This is a genomic window from Pseudomonas sp. B23(2017), assembly GCF_002113725.1.
In the GTDB taxonomy this organism is placed as follows: Bacteria; Pseudomonadota; Gammaproteobacteria; order Pseudomonadales; family Pseudomonadaceae; genus Aquipseudomonas; species Aquipseudomonas putida_Z.
Map to the genome: position 1 here is coordinate 445,752 of NZ_NEJM01000004.1, position 19,408 is coordinate 465,159.

Genomic DNA, 19,408 nt, shown 5'->3' on the forward strand with positions numbered 1-19,408 from the left:
AGCTATCGCTGGATCTGGTCGTAATCAATGGGTACGACCATGAACCCATCAGTCGTTTCAATGTGGCACCTTCGACCCGCGTCGAGGTCATCCGGAGAGTAGACGAGGGGCTGAGCGTGGATAGGGTCAAGTGGGGATGCGTCAGCCTGTCGTTAACTGCCGGATGCCCTGCTCCCCATCTGAGGCTGCATCGTAAAGCTCATTCACCGTGAGCCTTATAAACCGTAAGGCTCTCCGAGCCGCACATTATCTCCATCCCCTTCCCTTCACATCGACCGCATTAGGCAGGCGCCAGGCCACCTTTCACGGTGGGTTTGGTCACCCGCGCCTGGCTCCTGGCCAATGCGGTTGGCTACCGAGGTTCACACGATGAGCAAAGAAACAGGCGGCCCGGCTGCTTGGGCACTCCAAGGAGGAAATCACCAAGCGCGTTTATCGCCGCGTCGGCGAGGTGGTCAGCCCGACCAAGTAGAGGGCTGATGCGGAAACGATGCCTAAAGATGCGGAAACGATCCGGGTTTTCTGCGCACAAAGAAAAACCCCGCAGACGTTAATCTGCGGGGCTTTCGAATGGTGGAGGCCGAGGTCGGAATCGAACCGGCGTAGACGGATTTGCAATCCGGAGCATAACCACTTTGCTACTCGGCCTCAAAGGTCGGATCTAGCAGCTTGCGCTTCGCTATCTCCTTGAAACGCTGAACCTTTTTCAAAGTTTGCTGCGTTTCGATGGGCGCCATTATGTCTTCATTCCTTTAACCTTGCAACCCCCTGAACGAAAAAAAATTTCAACGGGTTCAAGGTGTTAGCGCAGACGGCCGAGTTTACTCCACAAGCCCACCACTGTGTTCTCCACAGTGCCACTGGCAGCCATGCCGATTCGCTCCTGCAGGCTCTTGCGTTCGGCGTAGTGCAGGTGGAACAGGTTGGCGTTGCGCGCGCGTTCGCTGAGGTACTCGTCGCTGGTCTGCAGCTCGTCCACCAGCTTGCGGTTGAGTGCCGCGACGCCCAGCCAGACTTCGCCGGTGGCCACTTCGTCGATGTGCAGCTGCGGGCGATAGCGGGCAACGAAGTCCTTGAACAGCTGGTGGGTGATGTCCAGATCTTCCTGGAACTTCTCCCGGCCCTTCTCGGTGTTCTCGCCGAACACGGTCAGGGTGCGCTTGTATTCACCGGCGGTCAGCACTTCGAAATCGATGTCGTGCTTCTTCAGCAGGCGGTTGACGTTGGGCAGCTGCGCCACCACGCCGATGGAACCCAGTACGGCGAACGGTGCGCTGACGATCTTCTCGCCGATACAGGCCATCATGTAGCCGCCGCTGGCGGCCACCTTGTCGATACACACGGTCAACGGGATGCCGGCCTGGCGAATGCGCGCCAGCTGCGATGCAGCCAGGCCGTAGCTGTGCACCAGGCCGCCACCGCTTTCCAGGCGCAGCACCACTTCGTCACGCGGGGTGGCGAGGGTCAGCAGCGCGGTGATTTCGTTGCGCAGGCTTTCGGTGGCAGAAGCTTTGATGTCGCCATCGAAATCCAGCACGAAGACCCGGCCCTTTTCCTCGGCCTTGCCCTTCTTCTGCCGCTTTTCCGCCTTGGCCTGCTGCTTGCGCAAGGCCTTGAGCTGGGCCTTGTCGAGCAGGCCGGATTCCAGGCGCTCGCGCAGGTCCTTGTAGAACTCGTTCAGGCGAGTGACCTGCAATTGCCCACCCGATTTGCGCCGTCCCTTGCCGCGCAGCCCGGCGATGGCCGACAGCACTATCAGGATGGCGATGACCAGGGTGGCGGTTTTGGCGAGAAAGCTTGCGTATTCAGCAAGAAACTCCACGTTGACTCCTTAAAGACTTGCGCCACTACGGCGCGTAACTGTAGCAAGCATACCGTTGCGCCTGAGGTGCTGCCAGCCGTGGCAAACGCTGGCAACACCTTTCAAACAACCTTTTCAAACGCTTGTATGTTTTTTCGTTGACAGCCCGTGTGCCGCATCCTAACCTCGCAGCAACCTCCAACAGGCCGGAACCTTTCGTGGGCAACCTCTACCTGATCCGACATGGCCAAGCGTCCTTCGGCGCCGATGACTACGATGTCCTCTCGCCCGTGGGCGTGCGCCAGAGCCAGGCCCTGGGTGAGCACCTGGCCCAGCTCGGTGTAAGGCTGGACCGCTGCGTGGCAGGCGACCTGCGCCGCCAGCAGGATACCGCGCGCCTGGCCCTGGATGCATTGCACGCCAATGGCTGCCCGGTGCCGGCTGTTGAGACCGATGCAGCATTCAATGAGTTCGATGCCGATGGTGTGATCCGCGCCTTGTTGCCCGGGCTGCTGCCTCAGGAGCCCGACGCCCTGCACATCCTGCGCAATGGCGCGCAGCACCGCAGCGAGTTCCAGCGCCTGTTCGCACTGATGGTGCAGCGCTGGCACGATGGCGAACATGCCGACGATGGCCTGGAGAGCTGGCAGGCGTTCACCGCCCGCGTGCAAGGCGGCCTGCAGCGCGTACTGGATGCCGCCGGTAGCGGCGACAATATCGCCATCTTCACCTCGGGCGGCACCATTGCCGCCCTGCTCCACCTGGTTACCCGTATTACCCCCGGCCAGGCGTTCGCGCTGAACTGGCAGATCATCAACACGTCGCTCAGCCAGCTGAAGTTCCGCGGCCGCGACGTGGCACTGGCTTCCTTCAACAGCCAGGCCCATGTGCAGCTGTTGAGGGCGCCGGAGCTTGTCACCTATCGATGAGCCCGGCTTGTTGTGTCCCTGCGGGGACGTGTAAATCACTCTATAAGGAATGCGCCATGACCTCCGTAGCTGATGCCGTCAAAAAGATGCAAGAGAAGTTCAACCCATCCGCTGCCGCCGGCCTGGACCTGGTGTTCGGCTTCAACATCACCGACGAAGACAAGCACTACGCGCTGATCGTCAAGGACGGCACCTGCGATCTGCAGGAAGGCGAAAACCCGGATGCCAACTGCACCCTGGTGATGGACAGCGAAACCCTGAAGGGTATCGTCAGCGGCGAAACCGACGGCATGCAGGCATTCATGGGCGGCAAGCTGCGCGTTGAAGGCGACATGATGCTGTCGATGAAGCTCAGCGAGCTGTTCCCGTCCTGAGGGCTGGAAATAGCGGATGATCGAAAAACCGAAGCCTGACCGGCTTCGGTTTTTTTTTGCCCGCCTGTTCGGGCCCTATCGCCGGCAAGCCAGCGCCCACAGGTACAGCGTTGCTCTCGAGGTTGCCGCTGTACCTGTGGGAGCTGGCTTGCCGGCGATAGGGCCAGTCGCTTCATCAAGGCAGTTGATCAGGCAGCAACACCCTCACCTATATGGCATCTGGCACGCTTGTCCCATCCCCGGCGGACCATTAGATTAGCCAATAGTCCTTGCGATCGAGAATAAGGAAAACGCATGACGCTCACCGACCAGTCCACCCAGGTACGCCCCGGCGAAGAACTCGACGCGGCTGTCATCGACCCTTACCTCAAAGCCAACATCCCCGGTCTGGATGGCCTGCCGAGCATAAGCCAGTTCCCTGGCGGCGCCTCCAACCTTACCTACCTGGTCAGCTACCCGGGCCGCGACTTCGTGCTGCGCCGTCCACCGTTCGGGCAGAAGGCCAAGTCGGCCCACGACATGGGCCGCGAGTTTCGCATCCTCAACCAGCTGAACAGCGGCTTCCCCTACTGCCCCAAGGCCTATGTGCACTGCACCGACAGCAGCCTGATCGGCGGCGAGTTCTACGTGATGGAACGGGTCAAGGGCATCATCCTGCGCTCGGACATCCCGGCCGAGCTGGACCTTGACGCCAACCGCACCGAGGCCCTGTGCAAGAGCTTCATCGACCGCCTGGTGGAACTGCACCAGGTGGACTACAACGCCTGCGGCCTGGCCGACCTGGGCAAACCGGAAGGCTATGTGCAGCGCCAGATCGAGGGCTGGACCAGCCGCTATGAAAAGGCCCTGACCCCCGACGCCCCGCGCTGGGAACAGGTGACCGCGTGGCTGCACGAGAAAATGCCCGCCGACCACCCGCGGCCCGGCATCGTGCACAACGACTACCGTTTCGACAACGTGATCCTCGATGCCGACAACCCCATGCGCATCATCGGTGTGCTGGACTGGGAAATGGCCACCCTCGGCGACCCGCTGATGGACCTGGGCAACAGCCTGGCCTACTGGATCGAGGCCGATGACCCGGCGCCGGTGCAGCTGATGCGTCGCCAGCCGAGCAACGCGCCGGGCATGCTCACCCGCCGCCAGTTCGTCGATTACTACGCCGAGCGGGCCGGCATCCGCCTGGACAACTTCGATTACTACTATTGCTATGGCCTGTTCCGCCTGGCCGGCATCGTCCAGCAGATCTACTACCGCTATTACCACGGCCAGACCCAGGACAAGCGCTTCGCCCAGTTCATCCACATGAACCGCTTGCTGGAGCAGATGACCTTGCAGGTCATCGCCAAGTCCAGCCTCTGAGCCCCGACCTCGACGACGGATAACAAGGAAAACAGCATGTCCAAGACCCACCTGTTCGACCTCGATGGCAAGATTGCCTTCGTTTCCGGCGCCAGCCGTGGCATCGGCGAGGCCATCGCCCACCTGTTGGCCCAGCAAGGTGCCCATGTGATCGTGTCCAGCCGCAAGCTCGACGGTTGCCAGCAGGTGGCTGACGCCATCATCGCCGCCGGTGGCAAGGCAACGGCGGTGGCCTGCCACATCGGTGAGCTGGAGCAGATCCAGCAGGTGTTCGCCGGCATCCGCGAACAGTTCGGGCGGCTGGACATCCTGGTCAACAACGCCGCTACCAACCCGCAGTTCTGCAACGTGCTGGATACCGACCCAGGAGCTTTCCAGAAGACCGTGGACGTGAACATCCGTGGCTACTTCTTCATGTCGGTAGAGGCCGGCAAGCTGATGCGCGAGCATGGTGGCGGCAGCATCATCAACGTGGCTTCGATCAACGGGGTTTCGCCCGGCCTGTTCCAGGGCATCTATTCGGTGACCAAGGCGGCGGTCATCAACATGACCAAGGTCTTCGCCAAGGAATGCGCGCCGTTCGGGATCCGCTGCAACGCCCTGCTACCGGGCCTGACCGACACCAAGTTCGCCTCGGCACTGGTGAAGAACGACGCCATCCTCAATGCCGCGCTGCAGCAGATCCCGCTCAAGCGCGTGGCCGACCCCAAGGAAATGGCCGGCGCCGTGTTGTACCTGGCCAGCGATGCTTCCAGCTACACCACCGGTACCGCACTCAATGTCGACGGTGGTTACCTGTCCTGATCAGGCTTTTACTGCAACCAGGGTGTAGCTCAGGGGCAGGCGTGCGGGCTGCTCGCGCAGGCGATATTCACCGTCGTCGCCCTTGACCATCTGCCCCGGCAGCGCCTCCCAGGGGATGCTCTGGTGCTCGACCAGGGCGGTCAGCTGCAGGCCGTGGGCCAGCAAGGCGCTGATCACCTCGCCCAGGCCGTGGTTCCACTCGTGGGTTTCGGTGTGGGAAAGGCGCCGCTCGGTTTCGACGTAGGTCTGGTCGTTGTGCCACACCGTCGGTTCTTCGTGCTCGAAATACGGGTATTCGAGTTGCAGGCGGTCCTGGTGGTCTTCGTTGACTGCCATCAGCATCGGGTGCCCGTCGCGCAGGAACAACCGCCCGCCCGGCTTCAGCAGGGCCGCGACTGTACGCGCCCACGGCTCGATGCGAGGCAGCCAGCAGAGCGCGCCGATGCCGGTGTAGACCAGGTCGAACGTGCCGGCCGGCAACACCTTGTCGGCGTCGTAGACATTGGACTCGACATACGCGATGGGTGCCGCACAGCGCTGGGCCAGCGCCCGCGCCTCGGCCAGCGAAGCCGCGGAATAGTCCAGGCCACAGACCTTGGCGCCAAGGCGCGCCAGCGAGAGGGTATCGGTACCGATGTGGCACTGCAGGTGGACGGCGTTGAGCCCGTCGATACTGCCAAGCAACGGCAGGTCGAAGCGTACGGTTTCGGAAAGGTGTTCGGGATGCTGGACGAGCCGTTCGACTTCGTAGTCGTTGGAAGCAGCGTGCAGCGGGGCACGTTCATCCCAGCTGGCGCGGTTGAGTTGCAGTGAGCGGTCCATGGTGTCTTCCTTGATTCGTGGGGGCTCATGCTAGCCTCCACCAATCTCCCTGCGACACAAAAGCCTTGCTAAAAATTGTAATGCTGGTGCGGTCCCTGTGGGAGCGGGCGTGCCCGCGAAGAAACAACGCGGTGGCTGGCACCGGCTACGCCGGTGTTCGCGGGCGCGCCCGCTCCCACCCGACCCCACAGAGCCCCTGCCAAGTCGCCAGCCGTTACAGGCAGGTCGCCGCCGCCGCCCGGCGCTGCAGGGCCACACCGTCGTTCTTCTGCGCGTAGTAATCCACCCGCGCCCCACCCGCCTGCGGGTACACATCCACGAACGCCTCGGCTTCACGGGTATACACCGTGAACCCACCCTGTTTGCGTGGCTCCAGATAACCACTGGCGTCGTCGCCAAACACCTTCTCTTCCTGCCAGCTGAACTGGATGCACTGGGCCACCAGTTCCGGCGCCTTGTGCGAGTCGAGCTGCGCGGTCGGCTTGCCGCCGCGGGCCGTTTCCATGGTCGCAGAAGCACAACCGACCAGCATCAGCGCCGCGGCCATCGGCAGAATCGCACGCATGTTCCATCCTCAGGGTAAAAAAGAAGGCGACTCTAGCACTGGCAAGCATCGCGAGTGAATTGTCACGCGCAGGTGGCTGTCGCAGATAAGGCATTCCGCCACAAGGAGAACGTCATGAAATTGCACTACCTGCTGTTCGCCGCCCTTCCCTGCCTGCCCCTCGCTGCCACCGCAGCCCCCTCCGGCGAAGAAAGCATCACCGCGCCAGAAACCCACAACCGCGAGCTCAAGGTCGGCGACAAGGCACCCGACCAGTACAAACGCGATGACCAGGCAATCAAGGACTGGAAAACCAAGGGCCTGCCAGCGCCGGAAAAGGAGAGCCACTGGGTAGACATGGGGGGGCGCTACGTGCTGGTGCAGATCACCAACGGTGTGGTGCTGGCAATTCAGCCAGCCCACTGATTCCACACTTTCCCCGCCGCTCATCGCTGGCACGACAAATTTTTGCCTGCCAGCGAAACCAAATGGATCCTTTCCAGTCTCAGAGGGTGTGCCGTAAACCTTTGCGGATCAAGGACCTATATCGTGATGACCCGTCTTGCAAGCCTTTCGCTGATTGCCGTTGTCCTGCTGACCGCAGGGTGCCATAGCCATCGCTACCATGACGACGACGATGGCTGGCGTGACCGTGATCGCGATCGTGGCCATCGCCACCACCATCGGCATGACCGCGACGACGATGATGACAATCGTCAATACCGTGGTGACCGCTACTACCGCTGAAGCGTCTTTTTCAACCCTGGCCCGCCGCCCGTTGCGCGGCACCTTAACCTGATGATTCCTTTGAGGTTCGTATCATGCGTCTGACTCTGCCTTCCCTTGCCCTTGGCCTGCTGCTGTGCCAGGGCGCTTTCGCCGGTGACGGTACCGCCGCCATTGGCGGTGGCCTGGGTGGTGTTCTGGGTAACGTTGTCGGTCAACAGATCGGCGGCAAAACGGGGGCGGCCATCGGCGCCGGCCTCGGCGGCGCAGCCGGCAGTGCGGTAGGTGCACGCAAGGGCAACCGTACCGAAGCCGCCATCGGCGGTGGCCTGGGTTCGGCCGGCGGTTCGCTGCTGGGCGGCGCGGTAGGCGGCAAGACCGGCTCCACCGTGGGCGCTGGCCTGGGTGGCGCAGCCGGTGGTGCCATCGGCAACCACCTGGGCGACAACAACGGCAAGCACCGCCGTCACCGTCACTGATCCGGTGACCTGAAGGGCTGCTGCGCAGCCCATCGCCGGCAAGCCAGCTCCCACGTCGACCGCATTGACCTCAAGCCATGCGCAGTCATTGTGGGAGCCTGGCTTGCCAGCGATGGGCCGCCTAGCGGCCCTTTTTGTTGCAGCACATCAATACCCCCTTCACCGCAATCCGGCACACTGGCTGCTACTGTCTATCGTGCCCCCGTGTGAAGGAACACCCCCTCCCCATGAACCAAGAGCTGCTCTGGGTCCTCGGCCTGCTGGCCATCGTCATCACCCTGTTCGTCATCAACCGTCCGCGCATGGACGTGGTCGCGCTGCTGGTGATCCTCGCCCTGCCGCTGTCGGGCATCCTCACCGTGGAGCAGGCGCTGGCCGGTTTCAGTGACCCCAACGTGGTGTTGATCGCCGCCCTGTTCGTGATCGGTGAAGGCCTGGTGCGCACCGGCATTGCCTACCGTATCGGCGAATGGATGAGCGAGCGGGCCGGCAACAGCGAGGCGCGCCTGCTGGTGTTGCTGATGGTGGCCGTGGCGGGGCTGGGTTCGATGATGAGCTCCACCGGCGTGGTGGCCATTTTCATTCCGGTGGTGCTGAGCATCGCCGCACGCCTGCAGCTATCACCCGCCCGCCTGATGATGCCGTTGGCTTTCGCAGGCCTGATCAGCGGCATGCTCAGCCTGGTGGCCACACCGCCCAACGTGGTGGTGCACAGCGAACTGGTGCGCCATGGCGAAGCGGGCTTCAGCTTCTTCAGCTTCACCCCGTTCGGCCTGGTGGTACTGGTGCTCGGCATCGGCTACATGCTGCTGACCCGGCACTGGCTGAATGGCGAAGTGCGCAAGGACGGCCGCGTGGAAAGCCGCCGCACCCTGCTGGACCTGGTGCTGGACTACAAGCTCAACGGCCGCGAACGGCGCCTGCGCATCCGCCCTCACTCGCCGCTGATCGGTCATACCCTGGGCGAGCTGGAGCTGCGCACCCGGCATGGCGCCAACGTGATCGGTATCGAGCGCCAGCACAAGTTCACCACGCGGGTGATCGCCGCCGACTCCAGCACCGTGCTGCACCAGGGCGATGTGCTGCTGCTCGACCTGTTCTCCAACCGCGACGACCTGCGCAGCCTGTGCCAGACCATGCAACTGGAGCCACTGCACTTCAAGGCCGCCTACTTCATCGACCAGTCCCAGGAGCTGGGCATGGCCGAGGTATTGCTGCCACCAGGCTCGAAACTGCTCGGCAAGAGCATCCTCGAACTGGCCTTCCGCACTCGCTTCGACCTCAACGTGGTGGGCTTGCGCCGCGAGCAGGTGGCGATCGAAGAACAGCTGGTGGAAGAAAAGCTGCGCCTGGGCGACACCTTGCTGGTAGTCGGCCCGTGGAAGGCCGTGCGCCAGTTGCAAGGCAAGCCCAAGGACTTCCTGGTACTGAGCCTGCCCGCGGAAATCGACCTGGTCGCGCCCGCCCGCACCCGCGCACCACAGGCGCTGCTGAGCCTGGCGGTGATGGTCGGGCTGATGGTCAGCGGCGCGGTACCCAATGTGATTGCCGCGCTGATCGGCTGCCTGTTGATGGGCGCAGGCCGCTGCATCGACATGAACAGCGCCTACCGGGCCATCCACTGGCAAAGCCTGGTGCTGATCGTCGGCATGCTGCCCTTTGCCCAGGCACTGCAGAAAACCGGCGGCATCGACCTGGCAGTGGGCGGCCTGGTCAGCGTGCTGGGCGGTGCCGGCCCCAGCGCCATCCTCGCCTGCCTGTTCGCGGTCACGGCGGTGATCGGCCTGTTCATCTCCAACACGGCCACTGCAGTACTGATGGCCCCCGTGGCCGTCAGCACCGCCACGCAGCTGGGCATGTCGCCCTACCCGTTTGCCATGACCGTGGCGCTGGCCGCCTCGGCGGCGTTCATGACGCCGGTGTCATCGCCGGTCAACACGCTGGTACTGGGCCCGGGACAATACCGCTTCGCCGACTTCGTCAAAGTCGGCGTGCCGTTCACCGTACTGGTGATGCTGGTGACCGTGTTGATGGTGCCGTGGTTCTTCGGGCTGTGAGGTGACACATCTCGAATGAAGGCAATTTGGCATTATCTCGACCGATCGCGGCAGATTGACATCAAGTCCTCTGACGAAACACACTTATGCGCAATTGCCCCAGGTGCTTCAAGCCGTTGTCCTGGATTTCGTTTCCGCTTTGCCGGTCGAGCCCATGGTTTTTCCAGCCCAATCGCGCTTGTTGCACTACGTCGTTCTACTCGGCCTGACCTTCGCCCTGACGCTGGGCGGCATCCTGGCCCGCCCGATCGAATCCCTGTCGCTGTTCTGGCCGGTCAACGCGGTATTGGCCGGCGTGCTGCTGCGCTACCCCCGCCAGGCCACGCTGACGGGCTTTGCCCTGGTCTGGCTGGCCATGGTCGGCGCCGACCTGCTGTGTGGCAGCGCCTGGGTACCGGCCCTGTGGTTCAACCTGTGCAACCTGGGCGTGGTGGTCACCCTCTGGCTGCTGCTCTCGCGCTTGCCGCGCCTGCACCGGCGCATGCGTACCCCCCACGGCGTGCTCAGCGTGTTCGGCGCCTGTGCCGCCGGGGCGATAGTGGCGGCCAGCATGGCGGCGGCAATGGCCGCGCCGTGGTTCGAACAGTCCTTGCGCGCCACTTGGCTGGCCTGGTTCAGTGAACAGTTCTCGACCAGCGTGCTGGTGCTGCCAGTGCTGCTGACGGCGCCCTCGGCGCGAGCCCTGGTGCGCGGTGGCGCCCAGGCCATCCGCCTGGCGCCGTTGTTGACGCTGCTGGCCTCGCTGGCGTCCAGCATTGCCTTCGGCGGCCCCGGGGCCATTGCCTTCCCGATTGCCGCGCTGCTGTGGTGCGCCTGGACTTACTCACCGTTCCTGGTCTCACTGCTGACACTCACCGCCGGCAGCACGCTGATCGTGGCGGTGGCGCAAAACCTCATGCATTTCAGCGTGCCGCAGAGCGAGCCCGGGGTAACCACGCTGATGTCGGCGCGCCTGGGCATCGCCATGCTGGTGCTCGGGCCGCTGGTGGTGGCCTGCGTCAGCCAGGCCAACCGCAGCCTGATGGCCCGCCTGGCGCATCAGGCCACCATCGACCACCTCACCGGCGTGCTCACCCGCAGCGCCTTCACCCGCCGCGCCAACGCGCTGCTGGAAAGCCGCCAGCAACACGCCCAGGCGCTGCCGCTGACCCTGATGATGCTGGATATCGACCACTTCAAGTCGATCAATGATGCCCACGGCCATGCGGTCGGTGACCAAGTGCTGCGCCAGTTCGCCGGCACCCTGCAGGACCAGCTGCACGATGGCGAACTGTTCGCCCGCCTGGGCGGCGAGGAATTTGTCGTGATCCTCCCAGGCCTGGCACCAGACCGGGCCAAGTTCACTGCCGAACGCCTGCGCCGCGCCGTGCAGGACCTGCATGTGGTGCAGGCCGACCAACACCTGCAGATTACCGTGAGTATCGGCCTGGCCGGTTGTGCCGCCGACATGCCGGCCCCCACCCTCGACGAACTGCTGGCGCGTGCCGACCAGGCGCTGTACCGAGCCAAGGCCCATGGCCGCAACCGCGTCGAGCAGGCCGAGCCGCAACGCCAGGTGATGTGAGCTAGCCGGCCAGCAAGTCCCACGTCAACTTGGCGATCAGCACGCACAACAGCACCAGGAACAGCCCGCGTACAAAGCCCGCGCCCTTGCGCACCGCCAGCCAGGTACCGGTCAACGCGCCGAGGATATTGCACGCCGCCATGGGCAAGGCGATGGCGTACAGCACGTTGCCCGATGGCACGAAGAACACCAGTGCCGCCAGGTTGGTGGCGATGTTCACCACCTTGGCCGATGCCGAGGCATGCAAGAAGTCCAAAGCGAAGAAGCGGATGAACAGGAAGATCAGGAAGCTGCCGGTGCCCGGCCCGAACAGGCCATCGTAAAAGCCGATCGCGCCACCGATCAGCACCGCCAGGCACTGCTCCTTGCGGCCGATCCTTGTGGGTTTGTGCAGCGTGCCGAAGTCCTTCTTGCAGAAGGTGTAGATGGCCATCAGCACGATCAGCACCAGCACCGCCGGGCGCATCACGCTGGGCGGCACCAGCGACACCGTGGCGGCACCGGCGAATGACATGACGAAGGCACTGAGCGCAGCCGGCACGATCAACCCCCAGTCCAGCGTCACCCTGCGGATGAACGAACGCGCAGCGAAGGCCGTGCCACACACCGACGCCAGCTTGTTGCTACCGAGCAATGCCGCCGGTTGCGCGGTGGGCAGCACGTTGAACAAGGCCGGGATCTGGATCAGCCCACCGCCCCCCACGGCGGCGTCGATCAGCCCTGCGGCGAAGGCGAACACGGAAAGCACAGCGATATCCATCATGACGCGGTTCCAGGCAGTGAAGACGCTGCAAGGCTAATCAAAGTGCCGCGCTTGTGTTGAAATGCCACATTGCAAAAACTGCAACGAGGAGCAGGCAATGGCATTGGACATGCTGCGGGAAATCCAGGCGTTCGTCAGCGTGGCGCACAAGCGCAGCTTCGTCGCCGCCGCACGCGCCCTGGGGCGCTCACCCAGTGCGGTAACCCGCGCGGTACAAACCCTGGAGGACAACGCCGGGAGCAAACTGCTCAACCGCAACGCCAATGCCGTGACCCTGACCGAAGCCGGCGAGCGCCTGCTGCCACACGCCGAACGCTTGCTGGATGTGCAACGTGATGCCGCCGACGAACTGGCCGCGCTCAGCGGTAGTGCACAAGGCTGGATCCGCTTCGCCGTGCCGCAGGTACTGGGTGAACATGTACTGCCCCAGGTGCTTGCCGAGTTTTCCCGCTGCCACCCCCAGGTAACCCTGGACGTGCAGTACAGCGACGGGGCCCTGGACCCGCTGCAAGGCAAGTTCGACTTCGTGGTGCGCGGTGCCTTTCCGAAGTCGAGCGAGCTGATCGGCTACCCGCTGTGGGATTACCAGCGCCACCTGTATGCAAGCCCTGAATACCTGGCACTGGCCGGCACGCCACAACAACCCGAGGACCTCGAAGGCCACGCGCTGATCCTGCACACTGCCCCGCGCATCCTCAAGGCCTGGCACTTCTGCCGCGACGGCCAGATCACCAGCCTGCGCCCCAGGCCCAGGCTGCGCCTGGACTCAGGTGACGCGGTGTACCACAGCACCCTGGCCGGTGCCGGTATCGCCCGCCTGGCCGCCTGGGTCGGCGAAGCGCAGGTCAAGGCCGGGCGGCTGGTGCGGGTATGCCCGCAGTACCGCCTGACTTCCAGCAACGGCCAGGACCCGCAGATGCATGCCGTGTACCCCGCCGGCGAGCTGCCGGCGCGGGTACGCGACCTGCTGGCTGCCCTGCGCCGCGCCGGTCTGGCCTACTGAAACAACGCCCTGAAACGGCTGCTCAAATTCTGCTCAATTTAACAGAGCCCGCCGCGGGCCTGGCTTGCAGCACTTTATCCACAGACCTACCCACGTTTTTTGTGGACAGTTTTCCCAGTGCAAAGAACGACTTATCGTACAAATCGGTAGGGTGAATCGGCCAACAATGAAGAGGAATGGGCCCGCCCGAAGGACAGGCAGGCCGCGAGGGATATAGGTGGTTAACGTCAGCTTGGCGGAATGGTGCCAAGAATACCGATCAGAATGGTCAGCAACAGAAAACCACCCAGGAATAGCGCGAGCTTGCCCATTGGAACCTCTACAAGTGTGATGCGGGAACGGGCATATTGTCGGGCTTGGGCTGATACCGTTACAGATTCAGGTTTATGGAAAAAAAGCGGATCAGATGTGAGGCACCGGTTCTTTTGTGGGAGCGGCCTTGCGTCGCGAAAGGGCCGCGCAGCGGACCCAGGGGTTCGATGCATCCCGCAAAATTGCCGGGGCCGCTTTGCGGCCCTTTCGCGACGCAAGGCCGCTCCCACAAGAGCTGCGTACTTGGAGCGAACGCGTACATCAGGTCAGCTGCTGAAGCTTCTGCGCAGGCAACCAGCCAAACTCATCGCTGCCATGGCGCCTGCACCAGACCCAGCCATTGAGCGGGCGCACCATCTGCACCAACTGCCCCGGGTCGGCATCCAGTTCATGCGCCGAGTAGTGGTCCAGCGCCCTGCCCTGGCACACGCTGAGCCGCTCGATCAATTGGGCCGGCACCCAGCCGGGCTCCTGGCCGGTGCAGGTGCACAGGTACCAGTCCTGCCAACCTGCCTCGCCCTCGTAGCGTGGGCCAATGTTCAGCAAGGTGCCCTTGGCGAAGCGGATGGGCCGCGGGTACTCACTGCGGTGAGGTTCAATCACAACGTAATGCATGGGCCTCTCCTTGGCCGGGAAAACTCGTCGATCGTAGCAGAAGCGGCGAAACCCGCTGCCAGCCGGTGTTTGTATCTTCATGTGTACAAATTGAGACCTGATACACAAGAACGTTTCCTACGGGCCGAGCGGACACATCCGCGATACAGCCGTCATCTTTACTGGCACCCATCAACCCGCACCGATGGCTTCGCCAAGGAGATGCCCAATGTCTGCCCGCCACTCGACCACCGCCCTGCCACGCCGCTTCAGCCGTACGCTGCTCGCCTGTGCCCTGCTGCCACTTGGCCTGCTGGCGGCGAACATGGCCACGGCTGCACCACAGCAGCCCCAGCCAGCCGCCGCAGCGGCGGATGACTTTGGCCCGCTGAAACACGTCAACGCTGGCGTGCTCGATGTGGCTTACGTAGAGCAAGGCCCGACCGATGGCCCGGTGGTGATCCTGCTGCATGGCTGGCCGTATGACATTCACAGCTTCGAGCAAGTTGCACCCGCCCTGGCGGCAAAAGGCTACCGGGTGTTGGTGCCCTACGTACGTGGTTACGGGCAGACCCGCTTCCTGTCTGCGGCAACCCCACGCAATGCCCAGCCCTCGGCACTGGCCAGCGACGTGATCGCCTTCATGGATGCGCTGCATATCCAGCGTGCCGTGCTCGCCGGCTTCGACTGGGGCGCACGCACCGCCGACATTGTCTCGGCGCTGTGGCCAGAGCGGGTAAAGGCACTGGTATCAGTCAGCGGCTACCTGATCAGCAGCCAGGAAGCCGCCAAGGCCCCCCTGCCCCCCAGTGCCGAGTTGCAGTGGTGGTACCAGTACTACTTCGCCACCGCGCGCGGCCAGGCCGGCTATGAAAAGAACCGCCATGCCTTCGCCAAGCTGATCTGGCAAACCGCCTCGCCCAAGTGGGCCTTCGACGACGCCACCTTCGAGCGCAGCGCCAAGGCCCTGGACAACCCCGACCAGGTGGCGATCACCGTGCACAACTACCGCTGGCGGCTGGGGCTGGCCCAGGGCGAAACGCGCTACGACCCGCTCGAGGCCAAACTGGCCAGCTTCCCCAGCATCGGCGTACCGACCATCACCCTGGAAGGCGACGCCAACGGCGCCCCGCACCCGCCAGCCGAAGCCTATGCGCAGCGCTTTACCGGCAAGTACGAGTACCGACTGATCAGCGGCGGCATCGGCCACAACCTGCCGCAGGAAGCGCCGCAGGCGTTCACCCAGGCGGTGGTGGATGCGGACCACCTGTAGCTTGCGGGGCGGCAATTGCTACATAAGGTTTCGAAAGGAGCGGCAGGCCCTGGTTTGAGCCGCGTCGAGGGCCTGCATTGTGAAAACCGGTTGTGCCCAGCTACCGCGCGGTGTTGAGGCAAATTTGAAAGACACGATTTGAAATGCGGCTTGTAGGATCTTTTACCTCGCAGTGTAGGAAGAATCGAAGCAGTGAGATTTGCCTGTATGAAACATCAGTTTCTCCAGCAAATTCGAGCTGCTACGGTCCAGTTTTCCTACAACGGCACGGAAGCCTACAGCGTGAGAAAAGCATGGATCCGTTCAATACCTCGGCCCTGAAGCTGCAGAAGAATTTGCTTAACCTGCGCCTTGAGCGTGATCGCCTGAGAAGGGAGGGCAAGGACAAGGAAGCGGACGAACTCGCGGCACCGATCGCGCGGATGGAGGCAGCTATTCAAAAGCTGCCGGATGGCATGAAGCCGGTGACCCTGCAGTAAAACCTGTGGGAGATGTCTAGCGAGACCCGGACTTTGCGCCAAGCCATGAGAGGTGTGTTGCCTGTGCTGGCCCTTTCGCGGGCACGCCCGCTCCCACAGGATCTTCACAGTAATCAAGACTTGCACAGTACCTGTGGGAGCGGGCGTGCCCGCGAAAGGGCCAGCACAGGCAGTCGAGAAACTTGAGGGGATTCAACAATAACCACAGAAGACACCTGACTCACCATCGGCAAGCCCACTCTGACGGCCTACAGCCTGATCGTCACGCCCTTTATCGAAACAGGCCGCCGGGGGAACCCCGCAGCGGCCTGGCGGCCGCCGCGGGGCGTGGCTCATTGCCCGGAGTGGTCGATCTTGATGGTTGGATCACCACCACTGACCAGCGAACTGACCGTGGTGTTCGACCAGTTCACACCTTCGAGCTTGATCGACACGTCAGCGCTGCTGGTGTCACCGCCGGGTGTGAACTTGCCCTGGGTGCTGACCTGCAAGGTCGACTCGCCATCGACCGTGGTGATCTTCAGGTAGCTGTCGATGGACGATAGCGATTCGCCCTGCAGCAGGGCACTCAGGTCCAGGCGGTCGCCTTCTTCAGCATTGAAGTTCCTGACCACGTCATGGCCGGTATCACCTGCCGTCCACACAAAGGACTCGGCGATGCCGCTGCTGCCAGTGACGGTGCTGTCCCCTGCCCCCACGAACAGGATGTGGTTCTCGCTGCCAAGCAAGGATGTGGAGGCGCTGTCCGATGTATCGCTCGCCATCAGCGACATCGTGCTCATCGACGCCGACGAGGCTGCGTCACCATGGGATGTCACCACGAACGAGCTGCTTGCCGAATCACCATCGTGGTCGGTGCCGATGACATGGACCGTGAAGTTAAGGTCGCTGGCAGGTTTCTCCTCTACATAGGTCAGTTTGGTGAAGGTGGTGTCAAGCGTACTCTTGCTCGGTGCAGCCAGGGTAATCGTGTCGAAGGCGTGCCCGGCAAGGCCCGCGAAATCACTGGCCAGAATCTTTATGGACTCGGAGCCAGAGGTGATGGTGTAAGTCTTCGTTGCTTCATGCACAACACCATTGGCGTCCTTGTAGGAGGCGATGATATTGACGTCACCGCTGACCTGAAGCCGCGCAATGCCTAGCGTGACCTCTTTCATCGAGACGGCGTGCTGCAGGGCATCGGTGAACGCCACGGAGAACTTTTCGTTGGCAGAGAAGTGGTTGTTACCCACCCCCAGCCCATTGCCGACGTTGATCGTCGGCTTCCCTGTAGCACTGGCCAAGGCTTCGAAGGTGGCCGTTATGCCACTGGTGAAAGTGACAGGCAGGGTTGAGGTATTCCCGGATTTCAAACTTTCCAGGTTGAACGTATCTCGGCTACCTTCACGCATGCTGTTCTGGGTGACGGTGTAGTGCCCATCCGCTCCCAAGGCAAGCGTGAACACCTTCGTGGTACCGTCGAAAACTTCCACCGTGGTGCCGCTTGCATCCGTTGCCTTGCTGCTCCAGCCCGAAGGCAGGCCAACGATGGTGCCGAACTTCAGCGTGCCCACGCCATCACCGCCCGCCAGGAAGTGCGTGTCGCCAACCGCCGTGTAGCCAACAGTGTTCCACATGCCGGCATTGTCACTGGGGGCGAAGGTCGGGCTGTCGTCTTCGACGCTGATCGTCAGCGTGCCGGTCGATGAGGTGCTGCCGTCGGAAACGCTGACACCAACGTTGAGGGACAGTACATCCTCGGCCGCCTGGTTCGGATGGTCGAGCGGCCCCTTCAGTTCCACGGTGTAGTTGCCGGCGTTGTCGATCCTGATTTCGATCACGTCCTTGCCACCGGCCGTGCCGGTCAGGGTCTTGCCGCCATTGGACAACGCCCATTGCACACTCTGGCCAGAGGACGTCAGCGCTGTCGATGGTGCTGCCAGGCTGACCGAGAGGTTGGCCGACGGCGTATCGATATCGCTGACCGTCAGCTTGCCAGCGTACAACTTGCTGTCGCTTTGGTCGGCTGGTGAACCGACGGTGTCTTTGTTCCCGCCGATCAGCCCCTCCTCGGACACCAGCGCGGCACCCGAAGTGATGGTTGGCGTGGCATTGGTCATGCCCACCGCAACGCTGGCGCCCGGGACCAGGTTCTCGAACACCTTGCTACCCGTGCCATTCTGCGTGATCTGGTCGATGCCCACGGACACGCTGCCACCACCCACGAAGACACCGTCGGGAATGGCACCTTTCACCGTGCCGGTGGTGCCGCCCGCCTCCACCATGATGGTCAGGCCATTGTCCAGCTTGATGGTCAGGCCGCCATGGTTGCTTGCGCTCATGCCAGCAGGCGCTTCCAGATTGACCGTGTAGGTCACCTCCTGGCCCTTGGCTGCCGGGTTGGGCGAAGCGCTCAGCACGACCGTCACGGTGTTGATGGTATCGGTGACCGTGACGGTCGTGGTGGCGCTGGTGTTCAGGTTTTCGAAGTTGTGGTTGCCTACATTTGTCACGCTGACGGTCTGGGTTTCGCCGTCACGGAATACGTCATCGCTCTGTGCCACGAACGGCGCGGTGGTGGCGGTGGTGGCGTCCTTGGCGAAGGTTAGGGTCTGGCCGTTGCTCAGGGTGACGGTGAACGCTTGGCCCGCTGGGTGGCTCAGGGTGCCGGTGATGGTTGTGGTGTGGCCTTCCTGCACGGCATTGCCGGTGAGGGTCAGCGTCACTTCATCGCCGCCATTCGGCGTACCCGGGGTGCCAGGGTTACCTGGGGTGCCCGGCTCGTCGGTGATCTGCAGGGTCACCGGGTCGCCTTTGACCAGGTTTTCAAAGACCTGTTTGCCCGTGCCTTGCTCGGTGATCCCGGAGATGGCGATGCTTGGGGCACTGTTGCCGACATAGACGTTGTCCGCCAGAACACCCGACTGCGAGCCACTGATCTGCCCGGCTGCGATGTGAACCACCTTACCGTTGCTCAGCTCGATATCTAGGCCGCCATGCTGGGTCAAATCGGCACCGGCCGGCCCGGTCAGGGTAATGGTGTAAGTCACCGCCTGCCCTTCCACGGCCGGGTTCGGCGAAATGCTCAACTCGGCCTTCACGGTGTCGACGGTGTCGCTCACGGTGATCGTCGTGGTGGCGCTGGTGTTCAGGTTCTCGAAGTTGTGGTTACCGGCATCGGTCACGCTGACGGTCTGGGTTTCACCGTCACGGTACACATCATCGCTCTGGGCCACGAACGGTGCAGTGGTCGCAGTGGTGGCGTCCTTGGCGAAGGTCAGGGTCTGGCCGTTGCTCAGGGTGACGGTGAAGGTCTGGCCTGCCGGGTGGCTCAGGGTGCCGGTGATGGTTGTGGTGTTGCCTTCCTGCACGGCATTGCCGGTGAGGGTCAGCGTCACTTCATCGCCGCCATTCGGCGTGCCCGGGGTGCCAGGGTTACCTGGAGTGCCTGGTTCGTCGGTGATCTGCAGGGTGACCGGGTCGCCTTTGACCAGGTTCTCAAAGACCTGTTTGCCGGTGCCTTGCTCGGTGATGCCATTGATG

At 63.0% G+C, this 19,408-nt stretch carries 18 protein-coding genes, 1 tRNA gene and 1 pseudogene; 13 read left to right on the plus strand and 7 right to left on the minus strand.

Annotated elements, in window-relative coordinates:
* Positions 1-385: 385 nt before the first annotated feature.
* Positions 386-472: pseudogene (locus CAG46_RS29055) on the plus strand (integrase); the annotation flags it as partial.
* Between the two features lie 102 nt (positions 473-574).
* Here the strand turns inward: CAG46_RS29055 and CAG46_RS10060 are convergent.
* Positions 575-648 (minus strand) — tRNA-Cys (locus CAG46_RS10060).
* Between the two features lie 154 nt (positions 649-802).
* A complete protein-coding gene (sohB, locus tag CAG46_RS10065; RefSeq protein ID WP_023662815.1) occupies positions 803-1,822 on the minus strand; it encodes a protease SohB in 1,020 nt (339 codons plus the stop codon).
* Positions 1,823-2,019: 197 nt separating this feature from the next.
* Here sohB and CAG46_RS10070 point away from each other — a divergent pair, with 197 nt between their 5' ends.
* From CAG46_RS10070 to CAG46_RS10085, 4 genes are all read left to right on the plus strand, one after another.
* Complete coding sequence (locus tag CAG46_RS10070) at positions 2,020-2,730, plus strand: histidine phosphatase family protein (RefSeq protein WP_085615068.1); 711 nt, start codon at positions 2,020-2,022, stop codon at positions 2,728-2,730.
* Positions 2,731-2,786: 56 nt separating this feature from the next.
* Positions 2,787-3,104, plus strand: coding sequence for an SCP2 sterol-binding domain-containing protein (locus tag CAG46_RS10075; protein ID WP_003257405.1), 318 nt, complete (start codon positions 2,787-2,789; stop codon positions 3,102-3,104).
* Between the two features lie 294 nt (positions 3,105-3,398).
* A complete protein-coding gene (locus CAG46_RS10080) occupies positions 3,399-4,466 on the plus strand; it encodes a phosphotransferase family protein (RefSeq protein WP_085590812.1) in 1,068 nt (355 codons plus the stop codon).
* A 36-nt stretch (positions 4,467-4,502) separates the two neighbouring features.
* Positions 4,503-5,270, plus strand: a complete 768-nt coding sequence (locus tag CAG46_RS10085) for an SDR family oxidoreductase (RefSeq protein WP_085615066.1) — start codon at positions 4,503-4,505, stop codon at positions 5,268-5,270.
* Here the strand turns inward: CAG46_RS10085 and CAG46_RS10090 are convergent, their stop codons facing one another.
* Positions 5,271-6,092, minus strand: a complete 822-nt coding sequence (locus tag CAG46_RS10090; protein WP_085615064.1) for a bifunctional 2-polyprenyl-6-hydroxyphenol methylase/3-demethylubiquinol 3-O-methyltransferase UbiG — start codon at positions 6,090-6,092, stop codon at positions 5,271-5,273.
* A 214-nt stretch (positions 6,093-6,306) separates the two neighbouring features.
* The gene (locus CAG46_RS10095) at positions 6,307-6,657 is read right to left on the minus strand and encodes a hypothetical protein (protein ID WP_016498900.1); all 351 of its coding nucleotides are present in this window, start codon (positions 6,655-6,657) and stop codon (positions 6,307-6,309) included.
* 114 nt (positions 6,658-6,771) lie between these two features.
* On the opposite strand from CAG46_RS10095, the gene CAG46_RS10100 reads away from it, so the two are divergent.
* The 5 genes from CAG46_RS10100 (at position 6,772) to CAG46_RS10120 (ending at position 11,462) form a co-directional block, all read left to right on the plus strand.
* Positions 6,772-7,062 carry an RcnB family protein gene (locus CAG46_RS10100; RefSeq protein ID WP_085615062.1) on the plus strand — a complete coding sequence of 97 codons (291 nt, stop codon included), beginning with the start codon at positions 6,772-6,774 and terminating at the stop codon, positions 7,060-7,062.
* A 126-nt stretch (positions 7,063-7,188) separates the two neighbouring features.
* Positions 7,189-7,383, plus strand: a complete 195-nt coding sequence (locus CAG46_RS10105) for a hypothetical protein (protein WP_085590806.1) — start codon at positions 7,189-7,191, stop codon at positions 7,381-7,383.
* A 74-nt stretch (positions 7,384-7,457) separates the two neighbouring features.
* Complete coding sequence (locus CAG46_RS10110; protein WP_025339704.1) at positions 7,458-7,841, plus strand: glycine zipper domain-containing protein; 384 nt, start codon at positions 7,458-7,460, stop codon at positions 7,839-7,841.
* A 227-nt stretch (positions 7,842-8,068) separates the two neighbouring features.
* Positions 8,069-9,898, plus strand: coding sequence for an SLC13 family permease (locus tag CAG46_RS10115; protein ID WP_085615060.1), 1,830 nt, complete (start codon positions 8,069-8,071; stop codon positions 9,896-9,898).
* Between the two features lie 139 nt (positions 9,899-10,037).
* Complete coding sequence (locus CAG46_RS10120) at positions 10,038-11,462, plus strand: GGDEF domain-containing protein (RefSeq protein WP_085615058.1); 1,425 nt, start codon at positions 10,038-10,040, stop codon at positions 11,460-11,462.
* A gap of 1 nt (position 11,463) precedes the next feature.
* Here CAG46_RS10120 and CAG46_RS10125 read toward each other — a convergent pair whose 3' ends face one another.
* The gene (locus CAG46_RS10125) at positions 11,464-12,225 is read right to left on the minus strand and encodes a TSUP family transporter (RefSeq protein WP_025339707.1); all 762 of its coding nucleotides are present in this window, start codon (positions 12,223-12,225) and stop codon (positions 11,464-11,466) included.
* Between the two features lie 97 nt (positions 12,226-12,322).
* Between CAG46_RS10125 and CAG46_RS10130 the strand changes: the two genes are divergently transcribed.
* On the plus strand, positions 12,323-13,228 hold the full coding sequence (locus CAG46_RS10130; protein WP_085615055.1) for a LysR family transcriptional regulator: 906 nt from the start codon (positions 12,323-12,325) through the stop codon (positions 13,226-13,228).
* A 573-nt stretch (positions 13,229-13,801) separates the two neighbouring features.
* Here CAG46_RS10130 and CAG46_RS10135 read toward each other — a convergent pair.
* Positions 13,802-14,155: an SH3 domain-containing protein gene (locus CAG46_RS10135; protein WP_025339709.1), complete on the minus strand. Its 354-nt coding sequence runs from the start codon at positions 14,153-14,155 to the stop codon at positions 13,802-13,804.
* Between the two features lie 208 nt (positions 14,156-14,363).
* On the opposite strand from CAG46_RS10135, the gene CAG46_RS10140 reads away from it, so the two are divergent.
* Positions 14,364-15,407, plus strand: coding sequence for an alpha/beta fold hydrolase (locus tag CAG46_RS10140; RefSeq protein WP_085615052.1), 1,044 nt, complete (start codon positions 14,364-14,366; stop codon positions 15,405-15,407).
* A gap of 293 nt (positions 15,408-15,700) precedes the next feature.
* Positions 15,701-15,886 (plus strand): hypothetical protein, encoded by a 186-nt coding sequence (locus tag CAG46_RS10145; RefSeq protein WP_025339711.1) that lies wholly within the window; start codon positions 15,701-15,703, stop codon positions 15,884-15,886.
* Positions 15,887-16,218: 332 nt separating this feature from the next.
* On the opposite strand, the gene CAG46_RS10150 is transcribed toward CAG46_RS10145, so the two are convergent.
* Positions 16,219-19,408 (minus strand): immunoglobulin-like domain-containing protein (locus CAG46_RS10150; RefSeq protein ID WP_143493558.1); only part of this gene is annotated, 3,190 nt, incomplete at its 5' end.

Excerpts from the sequence above, each read along its gene's own strand:
- CAG46_RS10075 (WP_003257405.1), top strand. The coding sequence starts at position 2,787 with ATGACCTCCGTAGCTGATGCCGTCAAAAAGATGCAAGAGAAGTTCAAC.
- CAG46_RS10080 (WP_085590812.1), top strand. The coding sequence starts at position 3,399 with ATGACGCTCACCGACCAGTCCACCCAGGTACGCCCCGGCGAAGAACTC.
- CAG46_RS10085 (WP_085615066.1), top strand. The coding sequence starts at position 4,503 with ATGTCCAAGACCCACCTGTTCGACCTCGATGGCAAGATTGCCTTCGTT.
- CAG46_RS10090 (WP_085615064.1), bottom strand. The coding sequence starts at position 6,092 with ATGGACCGCTCACTGCAACTCAACCGCGCCAGCTGGGATGAACGTGCC.
- CAG46_RS10095 (WP_016498900.1), bottom strand. The coding sequence starts at position 6,657 with ATGCGTGCGATTCTGCCGATGGCCGCGGCGCTGATGCTGGTCGGTTGT.
- CAG46_RS10100 (WP_085615062.1), top strand. The coding sequence starts at position 6,772 with ATGAAATTGCACTACCTGCTGTTCGCCGCCCTTCCCTGCCTGCCCCTC.
- CAG46_RS10105 (WP_085590806.1), top strand. The coding sequence starts at position 7,189 with ATGACCCGTCTTGCAAGCCTTTCGCTGATTGCCGTTGTCCTGCTGACC.
- CAG46_RS10110 (WP_025339704.1), top strand. The coding sequence starts at position 7,458 with ATGCGTCTGACTCTGCCTTCCCTTGCCCTTGGCCTGCTGCTGTGCCAG.
- CAG46_RS10115 (WP_085615060.1), top strand. The coding sequence starts at position 8,069 with ATGAACCAAGAGCTGCTCTGGGTCCTCGGCCTGCTGGCCATCGTCATC.
- CAG46_RS10125 (WP_025339707.1), bottom strand. The coding sequence starts at position 12,225 with ATGATGGATATCGCTGTGCTTTCCGTGTTCGCCTTCGCCGCAGGGCTG.
- CAG46_RS10130 (WP_085615055.1), top strand. The coding sequence starts at position 12,323 with ATGGCATTGGACATGCTGCGGGAAATCCAGGCGTTCGTCAGCGTGGCG.
- CAG46_RS10135 (WP_025339709.1), bottom strand. The coding sequence starts at position 14,155 with ATGCATTACGTTGTGATTGAACCTCACCGCAGTGAGTACCCGCGGCCC.
- CAG46_RS10140 (WP_085615052.1), top strand. The coding sequence starts at position 14,364 with ATGTCTGCCCGCCACTCGACCACCGCCCTGCCACGCCGCTTCAGCCGT.
- CAG46_RS10145 (WP_025339711.1), top strand. The coding sequence starts at position 15,701 with ATGGATCCGTTCAATACCTCGGCCCTGAAGCTGCAGAAGAATTTGCTT.